The sequence below is a fragment of the Sedimentimonas flavescens genome, assembly GCF_025154035.1.
GTDB lineage: Bacteria > Pseudomonadota > Alphaproteobacteria > Rhodobacterales > Rhodobacteraceae > Rhodobacter > Rhodobacter flavescens.
In genome coordinates this window covers 323054-338199 of sequence record NZ_JAOALJ010000003.1, presented here as the reverse complement: position 1 = coordinate 338199, position 15146 = coordinate 323054, and the positions used below count along the sequence as shown (strand labels likewise).

The following is a 15146-nucleotide window of genomic DNA, read 5'->3' as shown; positions in this document are numbered from 1 at the left end:
GCCTTCGGGTCAGGATTGCAGGCGCTCGACCTGGGCGCGCAGCTCTTCCGCCTCATGGCGCGCGGCGCGCAAGCCATCCATCGCGGCGCGCAGCTCGGCCTCGGTCTGGGCAAGCTGATTGCTCAGCTCGGCCTCGCGCGCCTCGATATAGGTAACGGCCTGATCGCGAGTTTCCTCGGCCTCGTGCAGGGCCTGGGCCATCTGCTCCAGCTCGCCCATGTCGGCCTGGGTCACGCGGGTCAGCCGGTGGATCAGCCACGAGGCGAACCAGCCCAGACAGAAGGCGACGAAGAGGATGATCGCGGTGGCGAAGACGAATTCGGTGCGGTTCATGGCGCGGTCATCCTCAGTTCTGCTTGGGGATCAGGTTGTCCGGACGCGGCTTGGGCCGGGCCTTGGCTTCGGAGGCGGGGGAGACGGGAATTTCCACGGCCTGTTGCCCGTCGACATCGCCCTCGGGCGCAGGCTCTTCCATCGGAGCTGCGTCCTCCATAGGCGGTGCGTCGCCCTCGGGCAGGACCTCAGCAGGGTCTGCCTCGGTCATCTCGGGCGCAGCGGTTTCCGGAGCGATCGCTTCGGGGAGCTCTTCCTCGATCGGCTCTCCATCCAGCAGCACGAACTCGATGCGGCGGTTCGCTTCGCGGCCTTCCTCGGTCTCGTTATCGGCCAGGGGTTGCGTCTCGCCATAGCCCTTGGCGGTGATGTTGCCCACCAGAACCCGGCGGTCGCGCAGCGCGCTCAGCACGGCGGCGGCGCGTTCCTGTGACAGGTTCAGGTTCATCTCGTCGCGGCCCTGACTGTCGGTATGGCCCGCCAGTTCCATGCGGAAACCCTGACAATCCTTCATAGCCGCGGCCAGGGCGTCGAGCGTTTCGGCCCCGTCAGCGGCAATGGTCGAAGAGCCCGGCTCGAAGCTGATCTTGTGCTGCGCCAGAACCCCGTTCAGCCGCGCTACGCATTCGGGCCCGTCGGGCAGCGCCAGCACCGGGTCAAGCCGCTTGTCGTAGCGCACGTCAAGCTCCATCGCGGCCGCTTCGCCCAGATGCCCCGAGAGGATCCGCGCCACCGCGTCCGAAGCCTGCGGGCTGCCGCTGATACCGGTGACACGCACCACATCTGGGCGCACGACGACGCGGCCCTGCTCGACCTCGCCCAAGGCTTCCAGCGCCGCCAGAACACGGGTGGGCCAGCCAGCAGGCAGATCCGCATCGACGCGGGTCGCGCCATAAACCGCTTCGAACCCAAACTGGGCGCGGGCGAAGTTCTCGACCAGCCCGCGTTCGCGGTCGTCGAGCACCCGGCCGCGCAGCGTGACCCTGCCGGTCTCGCTCAGGATCGCCGAAAACTCGGGAACACCCTCCGATGTATCGGGTTTCTTCTGCAATTCGGCCTTCAGCGAGAACACCTCGGGCAGATTCGATTCCAGCTCGCCCACGGCCTTGTCGAAGGTCTCCGGCGTGACGCTGTCAGCGGCGATCAGCGCGATATCGGCATCCGAGTAGGTGATCGTGCCCGAACCCATCTCGTTGAGCGCGCCGATTCCCATCTCTACGGCGGCCGCCCAATCGGGCGAGGGCGTGCCCATACCGAGGGTACAGCCAAGCGTGCCCTTCGCCCCGGCCCCCCGAGCGGCGGCCAGGATGCGGTCGCGCGCGCGCTCGGTATCAGCCGAGCAGGCGTCGAAGCGCGCGCCCTCTTCGTCGATCAGGAAGCGCAGGGTGAAAGGCGTGATCACCGGACGCGGCGCCGAGATGTCGAAGCTCAGCTTCAGATCGGCCGGGCGGCGGCGCGCCAGCGATGTCTCGATACGCGCCTTTTCTTCGGGGCTGTCGGTGATGGCCGTGACAAAGACCTTGCCCGGCTCGACCGAGATTTTCGAGCGCGGAACGGTGCGCAGCGTTGCGGTGGCGAACGCGACAGCCTCGTCCCAACCCGGCGGGGCGGGGTAGTCGGCCGAGGCCAGCATGTCGGTAACGGTGCCCTCACCCACCAGCGCGCGCAACTCCTCGATCAGGGCCGTGCGGTCCACCCCGGCGGGCACTAGCCCGATCAGCGAGATGCCGTCATCGTTGCGCAGCACCTCAAGCGAGAAATCCGGCGCCACCAGCGCCTGCGCGCTTTCCACATCGGTATTGTCCACGACGCGCGCCCCATCGACCAACGTGCTGGCCAAGGTCAGCGCGCGGAACCGGTCGGCCTCGGAGGGCGCGGTGCCTAGCAAGATGACCTGCAAACCATCGGTCTGCACCCGCACCCAGCTGTGGCCCGCAGCCTCCATCGCCAGTCGCACGGCATTGCGCGAACGGATCTCGATCACCGTGGCCGAACCGCCTGCGATCAGCCCCGACAGCACGAAAGCCGTGGTAAAGGCTGCGGTGGTCAGGATCGTGTTGCGCAGGCGCATGTCGTCTGTGCCTCCCGGGCGGCTTGCGTTGCGCTCCGTCTTAAGGGCGCAACCCCTTGGGATCAATTACACGATTGCGCCAACGGCAAGAAACAGCGCAACGATCAGCCCGGTATCGCGGTTCGAGCGGAACAGCCGCAGGCAATTGTCGGGGTCATCGATGTCCAGTTGCCGCATCTGTCCATAGAGGTGCCAGCCAAAGGCCCAGGGAGCCGCCGCGCAGATCGCGAGCGTCAGCCCCGGCACCCGCGCGGGCAGCAGCGCCCAGAGGATCGCCGCCGTCATCAATATGACCGACCCGATCAGGAAGGCGTTGAGCCATCTGGCGCTATCGGCACCGAACAGCCGGGCGGTGGACTTCACGCCAATCAGCGCGTCATCCTCCTTGTCCTGATGGGCGTAAATCGTGTCGTAAAAGAGCGTCCAGACCAGTCCGGACAGGTAAAGCAGCACGGCCGCCGGGTGCAGACTGCCCGAATGCGCCACCCAACCCACCAGCGCCCCCCAGTTGAAGGCGATGCCCAGGAAGACCTGCGGCCACCAGGTGAAGCGCTTTGCGAAGGGATAGATCGCCACCGGCACCAGCGCGGCGATGCCCAACAGAATCGTCGCCCAGTTGAAGGTGAACAGAATCAGCGCCGAGACCGCCACCTGCGCCCCGAGCCAGATCAGCGCCTGGCGCACCGTCACCTGCCCCGACGGAATCGGGCGCGAGCGCGTGCGCGCCACCTGCCCGTCAATATTCCGGTCGGTGATGTCGTTCCAGGTGCAGCCCGCGCCGCGCATCAGCACCGAGCCGATCGTGCAGCCCACCGCCAGCCACAGATCCGACAGGCGCGGCGCATCCACCGCCGCCGCCAACGCGATGCCCCACCAGCAGGGCAGCAGCAATAGCCACGTCCCGATCGGGCGGTCGGCGCGGCTCAGCCGCAGGTAGGGTCGCCAGGCTGCCGGGGCGTAGCGATCGACCCAATTGCCCTTGACCGCATCCGCAACCTGCCCCTGAGGCTCTGGCTTTTCGATTGTGCCGGTCATAAGTTCGCCCCATGGAACGTGCCAAGATCAGATTGTGTGTAGAGCACCCTTTGGGTGAGGGGCAAGCCGTGCCGCTGAACGAGGCGCAGGCGCATTACCTTTTCGGGGTGATGCGGCAGGGTCCGGGCGCCCGCGTCGCGCTGTTCAACGGGCGCGACGGCGAATGGACGGCCGAGGTTGCCGAGGCAGCAAAGAAGCGCGGCACGCTGATCTGCCTCGGTCAGGCCGCGCCGCAGCTAAACCCGCCCGACCTGTGGCTCATCTTCGCGCCGATCAAGAAAGAGCGCACCGACTTCATCGTCGAGAAAGCGGCCGAGCTTGGCTGCGCGCGTATCCTGCCGGTGCAGACCGAATTCACCAACGCCGGCCGCATCAAGCAAGATCGCCTTCAGGCCCATGCGATGGAGGCCGCCGAGCAATGCCTTGGCACCTTCGTTCCGACCGTCGATGACATGGCCCCCCTGCGCAAGCTGCTCGACGGTTGGGACCCTGCGCGCCGCATCCTGTGGGCCGACGAAAGCCTTGTGGGCGCCGCCGAGACGCTGGCTGGCCTGACGCCCGGCCCCTGGGCCATCCTGATCGGCCCCGAGGGCGGTTTTTCCGAGTCCGAGCGGGCAAAACTGTGCGCTCTGCCTTTCGTCACCCCGGTCAGCCTTGGCCCGCGCATCCTGCGCGCCGATACAGCCGCCTGCGCGGCGATCACGCTCTGGCAGGCGGCACTTGGGGATTGGCGATGATCCGCCCCGAACTGCGCGCGACCCTCACACGCCATGCCGAGACCGGGGTGGCCTTGGCGGCAACTGCGCTTGGCCTCTGGATCGCCTCGCGCGGCGGCTACATCCTGATCCCCTTCGGGCTTGCGATGGCGGCGGTCTGCCTTGGCTGGGCCGCGCTCGCGTTTCGCCGCGCGCGTTTCGCCCGCCCGGTGTCGAACCCCGGCCTTGTCGATCTCGACGAGGGGCGCATCGGCTATTACGGCGCGGGTCAGGGGCTTGGCGGTTATGTCGCACTCGAAGACCTGACCGAGATCAGGCTGCTGACCCTCTCGGGCACGCAATACTGGCGGCTCAAGTCCTCTGACGGGCAGGCGATCATGATCCCCACGGCGGCGGCGGGCGGCGAGAAACTGTATGACGCATTCGCCACCCTGCCCGGTATCGACATGGGGGCGCTGACGGTCGCTCTTGATCGGCGCATTGCCGCACAAAGCCTGTGGACCCGCCCCGCGACGCACTAACTTGACACCGGGCGCCGATAGCGCCACCTGTTCCTTCCCGGTTCCGTAAGAAAGGCAAGCCCATGTCCATTCCCCAGCAAGGCGGTGGCCCTATCGAGCGGTTCGAGCAACTGGCCGAGTTTCTTGCCTCGGGCGAGAAGCCGCGCGATGCCTGGCGGATCGGGACCGAGCATGAGAAATTCGGCTATTGCCAGGATGTGCTCAAACCGCTGCCCTATGACGGCCCGCGCTCGATCAAGGCGATGCTCGAAGGGCTGCGCGACGAGTTCGGCTGGACCCCGGTCTATGAGCAGGACAACATCATCGGGCTGAGTTTCCCCGACGGATCGAATGTCAGCCTTGAGCCTGGCGGGCAGCTGGAACTGTCGGGAGCGCCGCTCGAAACCATCCACCAGACCTGCGACGAGGTGAACGAGCACCTGCGCGAGGTGCAGACCATCGCCGACCGCATCGGTGCGCGCTTCATCGGGCTTGGCGCCGCGCCGGAATGGCACGCGGACGAGATGCCGATGATGCCCAAGGGCCGTTACCGGTTGATGACCGACTACATGGACAAGGTCGGCACCATGGGCAAAACGATGATGTATCGCACCTGCACCGTGCAGGTGAACCTCGATTTCGGCTCGGAAGCCGACATGGTGCAGAAGATGCGCGTGGCGCTGTCGCTGCAACCGGTGGCGACGGCGCTATTCGCCAACTCGCCCTTCCTCGATGGCAAGCCCAACGGCATGAAGTCGTGGCGCGCGAATATCTGGCAAAACCTCGACCCGGCACGCACGGGTATGCTGCCCTTCATGTTCGACGAGGGCGCGGGCTATGAAGCCTATGTCGATTACGTCCTCGATGTGCCGATGTATTTCGTCTACCGCGACGGCAAGTATATCAACGCGCTCGGTCAGTCGTTCCGCGACTTCCTGAAAGGCGAGCTGCCCGCCCTGCCGGGTGAAAAGCCCACGCTTTCGGACTGGGCCGATCACCTGACCACCGTTTTCCCCGAAGCGCGTTCGAAGAAATATATCGAGATGCGTGGCGCCGATGGCGGCCCGTGGCGCCGGCTGTGCGCGCTGCCCGCGCTCTGGGTCGGGCTGATGTATGACCAGTCCGCGCTCGATGCCGCCTGGGATCTGGTGAAGGGTTGGGACCACGAGACCCGCGAGGCCCTGCGCCGCGCTGCGGCCAAGGATGCGCTGCAAGGCGAGGTCAACGGCATCAAGCTGCATGACATCGCGCGCGAAACGGTGGCAATCGCGAAATCGGGCCTCAAGGCGCGGGCGCGCCCCGGTGCGGGCGGGCTGATCCCGGATGAGACGCATTTCCTCAACGCGCTTGAGGAATCGGTCGAGACCGGCCGGGTTCCGGCCGATGAGCTGCTCGAGAAATACCACGGCGAATGGAACGGCGATCTGAGCCGGATCTACGCCGAATACAGCTACTGATCGCTAGCCGCGCGGCACCTTGGGGACTGAGCTTTCACCCCAGGGGTTGCCGCCTGCACCACCCGCCCCGCCCGAGCCGCCGCCAAAGCGGTTCGCGCCGGGCTGCGAGGGCTGGACGTAGAAATACAAGAGCACCAGCCAGCCAAAGAGCGGGATCAAGGCCGCCAGAAGCCACCAGCCCGACTTGTCGATGTCATGCAGGCGGCGCACCGCTGCCGCCAGCATCGGCAGGAGCATCGCCAGCGAGAAGATCCCGCCAAGCGGCCCGCCCCGGTCTTCATAGGCCCACATGCCGGGGCCACGCGTCATATGGCCGGTGCCAAAGATGATGTTGTCGAGGATCCCGAGCGCGATCTGGCACAGGAAGATGAAGAGTACGAAATACCAGTATTCCGAGCGCGCAGCGCGCCCCGAGAACGTCGCGTATTTCGACAGGCAAGTGCGAACGGCGCTTTTGAAATCCATCTTGGCCTCCAATCCTGGGGACCATTTCACCACCGTTGCGGCGGTTTTCCAATGGCCCTTTGGCTTAGAGGTTATCCTCGACCCGGAAGCCCTCGGGGATAGCGTCACGCCCGTCCAGCACCAGATCGGCCATGACCTGCGCGACCTTGGGCGCCATGCCAAAGCCGATCTTGAACCCGCCATTGGCGATGAAATGCCCCGCACGGCCCGGCCATTCGCCCAGCATCGGCGCGCGCGAACGCGCACGCGGCCGCACGCCCGCCCAACGGTCCACCACCTCGGCGCCCTCCAGCACCGGGCAGAGGCGCCGCGCCTTGGCAACCAGATCGTCAAGCTGCGCGTCGGTCGTGTCGGGCGCATCGAAATCACGCTCCGACGTCGAGCCGATGGCGATCGTGCCATCGGCATGGGGCACGATATGCACGCTCTCGGCATAGACCTGCGGCACCGCGCCGGCATCGAAGCGCAAAAGCGCCGACTGCCCCTTGATCCCGCCGCCCACGGTCTTGCCGAAGGCCGCGTTCAATTCCAGCAACCCCTGCCAGCCGGTTGCGTGGATCACCGGGCCGATCTCGGCGCCGTCACCGATCACGATCTCACCGCCCAAAGCAGTGATCGCGGCAGCCAGCGCCGCACCGGCGGCGCGGGGAGCCGCCCGCGCGCTCAGCGTGTCGTGGATCACAAGGCCCGTGGGCGAGAGCGGCGCGAGGGCGCCAAACTCGGACAGGGGCGCCACGCGCCAGATCGCGGCCGCACCCCAATGCGCGATGGCACCCGCCGCGCGTTCTTCGGCCCGTGTCACGGCGGCGGCATCGGCCAAGGGCTGAATCCGGCCAAGCCGCGCGTAACCCGCATCCTTGCCGCCCGCCTCGCGCACGCCCGCCCAGAAGACTTCGGCCATCAGCAGGCTTTCCAACTGGAATTGCTTCTTGGGGTTCCAGTTTTCGGGCACATGCGGGGCCAGCGCGCCCACCGTCCCGCCTGATGATCCGGCACCAAGCCGCACCGACTCGATCAGGCGCACCTTCACGCCCCGGCGCGCAAGCTCATATCCGCAGGCCAGACCGAAGGCGCCGCCGCCGCGCACTGTCACCCATTCGCCTCTTGCCATCGCCTGCTCCTTTCGCCAGTGTCGCGCGGACCTTTCGTGCAAGGCACTACCCCCGATGACCCTCCCTGACCAGAGCCAAGCCGCGCTCGACTGGCGCGACGGATCGACACCTGTTTCGACACGCTTCGACGATCCCTATTTCAGTCTCGCCAATGGTCTGGCCGAGACGCGACATGTCTTCTTGGCGGGCAACGGCCTGCCTGAGCGGCTGTGCCCGGGCTTTCAGATCGCCGAACTTGGCTTCGGCACCGGGCTGAACCTGCTCGCCACGGCGATTGCGGCAGGCGATGTGCCGATCCGCTTCACCTCCTTCGAGGCCTTCCCGATGTCGGCCCCCGAGATCGCCCGCGCCCTGACCGCCTTCCCCGAGGCGCTGGCCGTGGCCGCGCCCTTCCTTGAGGCATGGGGGCAAGGCCGCACCCGCTTCAGCATCGGCGCGATTGAGGTCGAGGTGATCCTAGGCGATGCGCGCCAGACCCTGCCCGCATGGCAGGGCCGCGCCGATGCCTGGTTCCTCGACGGTTTCTCCCCTGCCAAGAACCCCGAGCTATGGGGCGAAGATCTGATGGCCGAGGTCGCGCGTCACACCGCGCCGGGCGGCACCTTCGCCACCTATACCGCTGCGGGCTTCGTGCGCCGCGGCCTTGCCGCCGCGGGCTTCGCGGTCGAGCGCGCACCGGGACACGCCGGCAAACGCCACATGAGCCGGGGCGTCAAGCCGTGAGAGAGCAGAACCTGCGCGCCGGGATCGGCATGATGGTCGCCACGACCGTCGTCTTTGCCCTGCAAGACGGTATCTCGCGCCACCTCGCGGGGACCTATAACACCTATATGGTGGTGATGATCCGCTACTGGTTCTTCGCGCTTTTCGTGCTGGCGATCGCCGCGCGCAGCACCGGTGGGATACGGGGGGCCGTGCGCTCTCACCATCCGTTCCTACAAGCGTTCCGCGCACTGCTGCTGGTGGCCGAGATCTATGTGATGATCTACGCCTTCGTGCATCTGGGGCTGATCGACACCCATGCGGTCTTTATCTGCTACCCGCTTCTCGTGGCCGCCCTCTCGGGCCCGGTTCTGGGCGAGAAGGTCGGCTGGCGGCGCTGGAGCGCAATCGCCATCGGCTTTCTGGGCGTGCTGGTCATCCTTGAACCCGGCTCGGGCATGGTCTCGCTCGGCGCGGCGGTGCCGCTGCTCGCGGCGGCGATGTTCGCGCTTTACGGGCTTCTCACGCGCTATGTCGCGCGCAAGGACGCAGGCGAGGTGTCGTTCTTCTGGACCGGCATCGTCGGTGCGCTGTTCGCAACCGCCGTCGGCATGTGGTTCTGGCAACCGATGAGCGGCACCGACTGGCTCTGGATGGGCGTGCTGTGCCTGACCGCCGTGGCGGGTCACTGGATGCTGATCCGCGCCTATGAGATCGCCGAGGCCTCTGCGCTGCAACCCTTCGCCTATCTGCAGCTGGTCTGGGGCGCGGCCATGGGCATGAGCATCTTCGGTGATACGCTGCGCCCCAACGTAGCGCTTGGCGCGGCCATCGTCGCGTCGGCGGGATTGTTCACGCTGTGGCGTGCGCGGCAGGTGGCGCGTTAGGGCGCAAGCCCGCGCAACTCGTCCGAGAATTTCACCGCAGGCTTGCCAAGCCGCGCGCGATAGACCGGCAGGCTTTCGGCCACCCGCATGACGTAATTGCGGGTCTCGGTGAAGGGGATCATCTCAATCCAGTCCACGACATCGGCCGTGGGCAGGCGCGGATCGCCGCGCTCCTCGATCCAGCGGCGCGGACGTCCGGGGCCCGCGTTGTAGCCCGCCGCCACCAGCACCGGCGAGGCCCCGAATTCGTCGCGTAACTTGGCGAGATAGGCCCCACCGAGCCGCGCGTTATAGGTCGGGTCCGAGGTCAGCCGTCCGGCCTCGTAGGGCAGGCCCAATTGCGCGGCCATCATCTTGGCGGTGCCCGGCATCAACTGCATCAACCCGCGCGCGCCCGCATGGCTGACCACGGCAGGGTCGAACTCGCTCTCGCGCCGGGCAATGGACAGCGCCAGTTCCTCGGGCACGCCCAGATCATGCGTCGTCAGATCCGGAATCGGGTAATAGGCCGAGACCAGCACGACCCCCTCATTCGCGGCACGCTTGGCAAGGCTCAGCGCCAGATAGGCGTTCTTCCACTCAAGCGCGAGATCGGCCAGCGGCGCGATTTGGTCGGTGGGCAGGCTTTCCTCGAGATGAAGCAAAAAGCGCTCGGCCAATGCCTCCTGCCCCGCTTCGTTTAGAAGAACCGCCGCCTGAAACACCGAATGCCCGGTGTAGCTGCCCTGCCGCCAGTCGGGCAGCGCGGGCGGCGCGGCGAAGGCCGGATCGAGTGGCACCCCCGCGCGTTCGGCCGACAGCAGGCCGTAGAAGGCCGTCTGCCAGCGCGCACCCTCGGTATAGGCGGCCTGCGCCTCGACCGGCTTGCCCAGACGTTCCAGTGCGCGGCCACGCCAATAGGCCCCGCGCGAGGCGCTGATCGGGCTTTGCACGGCGGCGCTGAAAGCCTCGAAATGCTGCAACGCGACCGGAGCATCGCCCAGCTTCAGCGCGGCATAGCCCGCCAGCCATTCCAGCTCGGCATAATCGCCGCCCTGCGCCCCCAGGCGATGGCGCGCCGCGACCTTGTAGGCGGTGCGCGCGTCGCCCGCACGCAGGAACCAGCGCGCAAGATTGCCGCGCAGCTTGCTCCACAGCTTTGGGTCGCCCAGACTCTGCGCATCGGCCGAGCGTTCGAGTACAAGATCCGCCGCAGCCCCTTCAAGGTCATTGCGCCAGCGCCACATGGCCCGGTCAAGCGCAAGTCCGGGCGAGCCCAGCATCCGCTCGGGCACCGCTGCCACCAGCGAGTCCACGCCTTTTTCGCGCGCCTGCAAGGCGATCCGCGCTGCTGCAACTGCCCGCGTCCCCGGGGTCACCAGGTCAAGCATCCGCCGCGCCTGATCAAGCGCACCCGCGTCCAACATCGCCTGCATCCGCCCGCCGTGATGCTCGGCCAGAAGATCGCCGTGACGCGCCACGAACGCGGCCTGCTCGTCCGCGCTCATTTCCAGATTACGCCAGGCAACCGCGGCCACTGTCCCGGCGCGCTCTGCCTGCCCCGTAGCCTGCAAAGCTTCAACCAGCGCAATTGCGCCCTCACCGGTCTGCGGCGCACCGTGCGAGAAATAGGCGATCACCTGATCGGCAGGCGCCCCGGCCAGCGTGGCTTCGCCCTTGCGGCGCAACAACTCCATCCCTGGCCAATCGGCGCGACGGCGGCTGAAGTCGGCGTAATCGACAAATGCACCCTCGCCCGCGCGCAGCCTGTGCCACTCGACGATATCGAAGGCAATCGGCCCCGCTATGCGCGCATTGGATTGCGCTTTGTCCCAGTCGCCCGCCCCAACCGCCCGCATGGCCACGGCAAGGGCCTGCGGATCGTCCGCGCGGGCAGGCGCGGCAATGGCAAGGGACGCGGCCAGCAAGGCCGCTAGGGTAAGCTGTCGGATCATGGCCTGCTCGGGTGTTTTCCCCTTCCTGCCCGTTCAGGGGGGTCGATGCAATTCACAAGTTGGCAAGGGCGCGGCGCTCGCCTATGTTCCGCGCGATTTCAACGGGCGAATCCGCCCACTTCTCAAGGAGCGTGTCATGTTCAAAGGGTCCTTCCCCGCACTCATCACGCCGTTCAAGAACGGCGAGCTGGATCTGGACACGCTCAAGAAACTTGTCGAGTGGCATATCGAGCAGGGCAGCCACGGCCTCGTGCCGGTGGGCACCACGGGCGAAAGCCCGACCCTGAGCCATGACGAGCATAACCGCGTGATCGAAGAGGTCGTGAAGGCCGCTGCCGGGCGCATCCCGGTCATCGCCGGCGCGGGCTCGAACGCGACCGCCGAAGGGGTGGAGCTGATCCGCCACGCCGAGGCCGCCGGGGCCGATGCGGCGCTGGTCGTCACGCCCTATTACAACAAGCCGACCCAGGGCGGCATGATCGCGCATTTCACCGCGATGCACGATGCCAGCACTCTGCCGATCGTGATCTACAACATCCCCGGCCGCTCGGTCGTGGACATGCTGCCCGAAACCATGGGCGAGCTGGCGAAACTGCCGCGTATCGTCGGCGTCAAGGACGCGACAGGCGATCTGGCGCGCGTGGCCAAGCAGCGCCTGACCTGTGGGGCGGATTTCGTCCAGCTCTCGGGGGAGGATGCGACGGCTGTGGGCTTCAATGCCATGGGCGGCGTCGGCTGCATCTCGGTCACCGCGAACGTCACGCCCAAGCTTTGCGCGGAAATGCAGGAAGCAACGCTGGCCGGCGACTATGCCAAGGCGATGGAGTATCAGGACAAGCTGATGCCGCTCCATATCGCGATCTTCCTTGAGCCGGGTGTGGCCGGGGCCAAATACGCGCTCTCGAAACTCGGAATGTGCTCGGCCGAGGTGCGCCTGCCCCTCACCGAGCTTTCGGACGCGACCAAGACCAAGATTGACGCGGCCATGCGCCACGCTGGCCTGATCTGATACACCGCTGTATCGGAACGAAGAGAGGGGGGCTTTGCCCCCCTCTTTGCTTTCGCAAATTCACCCCCCAAGGTATTTCGACCAAGAAGAAAGACATACCGTTTCTTCTTGGCGGAAATACCTAGGGGGTCCGGGGGCAGCGCCCCCGGCCTTGGCCTGTTCAGACCGAGTGCAGGTACAGCTCGTAATCCACATCCGAAATCCAGCTGGCAACCCGCGCGTATTCGGCCGCCTTGATCGCGGTGAAGGTTCGGTGCATGTCCTCGCCGAGCGCATCCTTCAGGAAGGCCGAGTTCTGGGCAGCGCGGATCGCCTCGCGCCAGTCGCCGGGGATCGGCAGATCGTCTGACCCCTCGTAGCCGTTGCCCGTCGTCTCGGGGCCCGGATCGATACGGTTTTTCAGGCCATGCCGGATACCCGCCAGGACGGTTGCTGCGACAAGATAGGGATTCGCGTCGACGCCCGAGGGGCGATGCTCGACCCGACGCGCGGCCACGGCGCCCGCCGGGATGCGCAGCGCGACCGAGCGGTTGTTCACTCCCCAGCTGGGCGAGACCGGCGCATAGGACTGGTTGGCAAAGCGCCGCCAGCTGTTGCCATGCGGCGCGAAGACCAGCATCGACTCGCCCATGGTCTGGCGCAGGCCGCCGATCGCGTGGCGGATCGTGTCGGTCCATTCGCCCTCGACCGCCTCGGCGAAAACGTTGCGGCCCTGATCGTCTTGCAGCGAGACGTGGAAATGCATCCCCGAGCCCGCGTATTTCTCGATCGGCTTGGCCATGAAGCAGGCCACCACGCCGCGTCGGCGCGCCTGCATCCGCACGATCCGCTTCAGGCGCACCAGATCGTCGGCGGCCTCCATCACATCGGTGCGGTAATGCAGCGTCAGCTCATACTGCCCCGGTGCATATTCCGAGATTACCGTCTCGGCCTTGATCCCCATCGCCTCAGCGGCGCGGTAGATGTCGGAGAAGAGCGGCTCCATCCCGTGCAGGTGATCGACCGAATAGACCTCGGTCCATTCGGAACGGCGGCCATCGAGCACCGCCGCCGCCGGGCGCACGCCCTGCGCGCGGTCGGGGTCGAGCAGGAAGAACTCCAGCTCAAAAGCGCCCGCGGGCTTCAGCCCCTCGCCCGCCATGGCGTCGATCTGGCGTTTCAGCGCGTGGCGCGGGTCCGAGGTCATCTCGGCACCGTCGAGGTGATACATGCTCATCAGCACCTCGCCCCGCGCGGGGTTGGTGCCGTAAAGCGGCTTCAAGCTGCCCGGGATCGGCCAGGCGCGCAGGTCACCATCGCCCTGATCCCAGATCAGGCCGGTTTCGTGCACGTCCTCGCCCACGATATCGAGGCCGAGGATCGAGATCGGCAGGTGGCGGCCCGATTTGTAAAGGCCGAGCAGTTCGTGGCGGCGGATGATCTTGCCGCGCCCGATGCCATTGGCATCATGCAGCACGATGTCGAAGGCCTCGATCTCGGGGTGGAGGGCGAGAAAGTCTTCGGCTTCCTGAACGGTGGAGCCGGTCGGAGAGTTGGTCATTTTCAGGTCTCGAACAAATGGCCCAGCACATCGGCGAAGGCGGCGACCAGGCGGTCGATCTGCGCTTTCGTGGTGACAGGGCTGATCAGCATCATGTTGTGGAAAGGCGCGATCAGGCAGCCGCGGTTCAGCAGCCCGCGATGGATCGCGGCCTCAAGCGCGGGCTTGTGCGCGCCCTCGGCCTCGGCGCCGTTTTGCAGCGGGCCGGGCGCGCAGATGAACTCCACCCGCGCGCCGACGCGCACCACATGCCAGGGCGCAGCGAAGCGTTCGACCTGCTTTGTGAGCCCCGCGCTTAGTCGCGCGGCGCCCGCCTCCATCCGGGCATAATTCTCGGGCGTCATCACCTCGGAGAGGTTCGCCACGAGGCAGGCAAACTGCATCGGGTTGGCGGAAAGCGTCGTTCCCATGCCGGAATGCCCCGAAGGGCGGCTCGCGTCATAGTCGGCAAAGCGCGCGGCGACCGCATCGCTGACGCCCCAGACGGCGGTGGGCATCCCGCCCGCCACGCATTTGCCGACGACGAAAATATCCGGGCTCAGCCCGTGCACGCGGGTATAGCCGCCAAGGCCCGAGCTGATCGTATGCGTCTCGTCAATGATCAGGAGCGCGTCGTAGCGCGTCGCCAGCTCGCGCAGCCCCGCATGGAAGCCCGGTGCAGGCAGCACCATGCAGGAGTTGGTCATCACCGGCTCAGTCAGGATCGCGGCGACATCGCCCTTGGCCAGCGCCGCCTCGACCGAGGCGAGATCGTTGAACTCGGCCGCAACGGCAAGCTTCGTCAGATCTGCGACCTGCCCCACAAGGCCCGGTCGGGCCTCGGTCGCGCCATCATGCAGGTGCACCATCGCGTCGTCCACGGTGCCGTGATAGCAGCCGTTGAACACCAGAACCTTGGTCTTGCCGGTCACCGCGCGGGCCACGCGCAGCGCGAAGCGGTTGGCGTCGGTCGCGGTGGTGGCGATCTGCCAGCGCATCGGGCCGAACCGCTCCGAAAGCAACTGTCCGGCGGCCAGCGCGGCCTCGGTCGGCAGCATATAGGTCAGGCCCTGACCCGATTGCGCCCGGATCGCGCGCGCGACGGGGGGCGGCGAATGGCCGAACATCGAGCCCGTGTCGCCCAGGCAGAAATCGTCGATGCGATGGCCGTCGATATCCTCGATCACCGAGCCCTTGGCCCGCGCCACCAGCATCGGAAACGGTTGCGGCCAGTCGCGCATCCAGTGCATCGGCACGCCGCCCAGATAGCCCTTGGCACCTGCATCCAGTGCCGCGCGGGTGCGCGGACGGGCCGCGCGATACCGCTCGCCCTCAAATGCCGCGAATTCCGCGATCCGCGCCGCGCTGACGCCGCCGATCATATCCTGTCCCATGATACCTCCCCC

The 15146-nt window shown here is 66.8% G+C and carries 14 protein-coding genes; 6 read left to right on the top strand and 8 right to left on the bottom strand.

Annotation, left to right across the window (positions count from 1 at the left end; all coding sequences use genetic code 11):
- Nucleotides 1-9 precede the first annotated feature (9 nt).
- The 3 genes from N3C64_RS08225 to ubiA all read right to left on the bottom strand — a co-directional run bounded on the left by N3C64_RS08225 (nucleotide 10) and on the right by ubiA (nucleotide 3439).
- Nucleotides 10-333 (bottom strand): hypothetical protein, encoded by a 324-nt coding sequence (locus tag N3C64_RS08225; RefSeq protein ID WP_218629879.1) that lies wholly within the window; start codon nucleotides 331-333, stop codon nucleotides 10-12.
- 13 nt (nucleotides 334-346) lie between these two features.
- On the bottom strand, nucleotides 347-2404 hold the full coding sequence (locus tag N3C64_RS08220) for an OmpA family protein (RefSeq protein ID WP_260013834.1): 2058 nt from the start codon (nucleotides 2402-2404) through the stop codon (nucleotides 347-349).
- Between the two features lie 66 nt (nucleotides 2405-2470).
- Nucleotides 2471-3439, bottom strand: a complete 969-nt coding sequence (gene ubiA, locus N3C64_RS08215; protein WP_218629881.1) for a 4-hydroxybenzoate octaprenyltransferase — start codon at nucleotides 3437-3439, stop codon at nucleotides 2471-2473.
- An 11-nt stretch (nucleotides 3440-3450) separates the two neighbouring features.
- Here ubiA and N3C64_RS08210 point away from each other — a divergent pair, with 11 nt between their 5' ends.
- The 3 genes from N3C64_RS08210 (at nucleotide 3451) to N3C64_RS08200 (ending at nucleotide 6112) form a co-directional block, all read left to right on the top strand.
- On the top strand, nucleotides 3451-4176 hold the full coding sequence (locus tag N3C64_RS08210; protein WP_260013831.1) for a 16S rRNA (uracil(1498)-N(3))-methyltransferase: 726 nt from the start codon (nucleotides 3451-3453) through the stop codon (nucleotides 4174-4176).
- Nucleotides 4173-4676: a hypothetical protein gene (locus N3C64_RS08205; protein WP_260013830.1), complete on the top strand. Its 504-nt coding sequence runs from the start codon at nucleotides 4173-4175 to the stop codon at nucleotides 4674-4676. Before N3C64_RS08210 ends, N3C64_RS08205 begins: the two co-directional genes overlap by 4 nt.
- 62 nt (nucleotides 4677-4738) lie before the next feature.
- On the top strand, nucleotides 4739-6112 hold the full coding sequence (locus N3C64_RS08200) for a glutamate--cysteine ligase (RefSeq protein ID WP_218629884.1): 1374 nt from the start codon (nucleotides 4739-4741) through the stop codon (nucleotides 6110-6112).
- Between the two features lie 3 nt (nucleotides 6113-6115).
- Here the strand turns inward: N3C64_RS08200 and N3C64_RS08195 are convergent, their stop codons facing one another.
- Together N3C64_RS08195 and N3C64_RS08190 are read right to left on the bottom strand one after the other, a co-directional pair.
- Nucleotides 6116-6577 (bottom strand): DUF805 domain-containing protein, encoded by a 462-nt coding sequence (locus N3C64_RS08195; protein ID WP_260013828.1) that lies wholly within the window; start codon nucleotides 6575-6577, stop codon nucleotides 6116-6118.
- A gap of 64 nt (nucleotides 6578-6641) precedes the next feature.
- The gene (locus tag N3C64_RS08190; protein ID WP_260013827.1) at nucleotides 6642-7688 is read right to left on the bottom strand and encodes an NAD(P)/FAD-dependent oxidoreductase; all 1047 of its coding nucleotides are present in this window, start codon (nucleotides 7686-7688) and stop codon (nucleotides 6642-6644) included.
- A gap of 55 nt (nucleotides 7689-7743) precedes the next feature.
- On the opposite strand from N3C64_RS08190, the gene mnmC2 reads away from it, so the two are divergent.
- Together mnmC2 and N3C64_RS08180 are read left to right on the top strand one after the other, a co-directional pair.
- Nucleotides 7744-8412, top strand: coding sequence for a tRNA (5-methylaminomethyl-2-thiouridine)(34)-methyltransferase MnmC2 (mnmC2, locus tag N3C64_RS08185; protein WP_260013825.1), 669 nt, complete (start codon nucleotides 7744-7746; stop codon nucleotides 8410-8412).
- Nucleotides 8409-9278, top strand: a complete 870-nt coding sequence (locus N3C64_RS08180; RefSeq protein ID WP_260013823.1) for a DMT family transporter — start codon at nucleotides 8409-8411, stop codon at nucleotides 9276-9278. The genes mnmC2 and N3C64_RS08180 overlap by 4 nt, the downstream gene beginning before the upstream one ends.
- Here N3C64_RS08180 and N3C64_RS08175 read toward each other — a convergent pair.
- On the bottom strand, nucleotides 9275-11212 hold the full coding sequence (locus N3C64_RS08175) for a lytic transglycosylase domain-containing protein (protein WP_260013821.1): 1938 nt from the start codon (nucleotides 11210-11212) through the stop codon (nucleotides 9275-9277). The genes N3C64_RS08180 and N3C64_RS08175 overlap by 4 nt on opposite strands.
- A gap of 136 nt (nucleotides 11213-11348) precedes the next feature.
- On the opposite strand from N3C64_RS08175, the gene dapA reads away from it, so the two are divergent.
- Complete coding sequence (gene dapA, locus N3C64_RS08170; RefSeq protein ID WP_218629890.1) at nucleotides 11349-12221, top strand: 4-hydroxy-tetrahydrodipicolinate synthase; 873 nt, start codon at nucleotides 11349-11351, stop codon at nucleotides 12219-12221.
- A gap of 160 nt (nucleotides 12222-12381) precedes the next feature.
- Here the strand turns inward: dapA and N3C64_RS08165 are convergent, their stop codons facing one another.
- The gene (locus tag N3C64_RS08165; protein ID WP_260013819.1) at nucleotides 12382-13761 is read right to left on the bottom strand and encodes a glutamine synthetase family protein; all 1380 of its coding nucleotides are present in this window, start codon (nucleotides 13759-13761) and stop codon (nucleotides 12382-12384) included.
- Nucleotides 13762-13763: 2 nt separating this feature from the next.
- Nucleotides 13764-15134, bottom strand: coding sequence for an aspartate aminotransferase family protein (locus tag N3C64_RS08160; RefSeq protein WP_260013813.1), 1371 nt, complete (start codon nucleotides 15132-15134; stop codon nucleotides 13764-13766).
- Nucleotides 15135-15146 lie beyond the last annotated feature (12 nt).

Excerpts from the sequence above, each read along its gene's own strand:
- N3C64_RS08225 (WP_218629879.1), bottom strand. The coding sequence starts at position 333 with ATGAACCGCACCGAATTCGTCTTCGCCACCGCGATCATCCTCTTCGTC.
- N3C64_RS08165 (WP_260013819.1), bottom strand. The coding sequence starts at position 13,761 with ATGACCAACTCTCCGACCGGCTCCACCGTTCAGGAAGCCGAAGACTTT.
- N3C64_RS08220 (WP_260013834.1), bottom strand. The coding sequence starts at position 2,404 with ATGCGCCTGCGCAACACGATCCTGACCACCGCAGCCTTTACCACGGCT.
- mnmC2 (WP_260013825.1), top strand. The coding sequence starts at position 7,744 with ATGACCCTCCCTGACCAGAGCCAAGCCGCGCTCGACTGGCGCGACGGA.
- N3C64_RS08190 (WP_260013827.1), bottom strand. The coding sequence starts at position 7,688 with ATGGCAAGAGGCGAATGGGTGACAGTGCGCGGCGGCGGCGCCTTCGGT.
- N3C64_RS08175 (WP_260013821.1), bottom strand. The coding sequence starts at position 11,212 with ATGATCCGACAGCTTACCCTAGCGGCCTTGCTGGCCGCGTCCCTTGCC.
- N3C64_RS08210 (WP_260013831.1), top strand. The coding sequence starts at position 3,451 with ATGGAACGTGCCAAGATCAGATTGTGTGTAGAGCACCCTTTGGGTGAG.
- N3C64_RS08160 (WP_260013813.1), bottom strand. The coding sequence starts at position 15,134 with ATGGGACAGGATATGATCGGCGGCGTCAGCGCGGCGCGGATCGCGGAA.
- N3C64_RS08205 (WP_260013830.1), top strand. The coding sequence starts at position 4,173 with ATGATCCGCCCCGAACTGCGCGCGACCCTCACACGCCATGCCGAGACC.
- ubiA (WP_218629881.1), bottom strand. The coding sequence starts at position 3,439 with ATGACCGGCACAATCGAAAAGCCAGAGCCTCAGGGGCAGGTTGCGGAT.
- dapA (WP_218629890.1), top strand. The coding sequence starts at position 11,349 with ATGTTCAAAGGGTCCTTCCCCGCACTCATCACGCCGTTCAAGAACGGC.
- N3C64_RS08200 (WP_218629884.1), top strand. The coding sequence starts at position 4,739 with ATGTCCATTCCCCAGCAAGGCGGTGGCCCTATCGAGCGGTTCGAGCAA.
- N3C64_RS08195 (WP_260013828.1), bottom strand. The coding sequence starts at position 6,577 with ATGGATTTCAAAAGCGCCGTTCGCACTTGCCTGTCGAAATACGCGACG.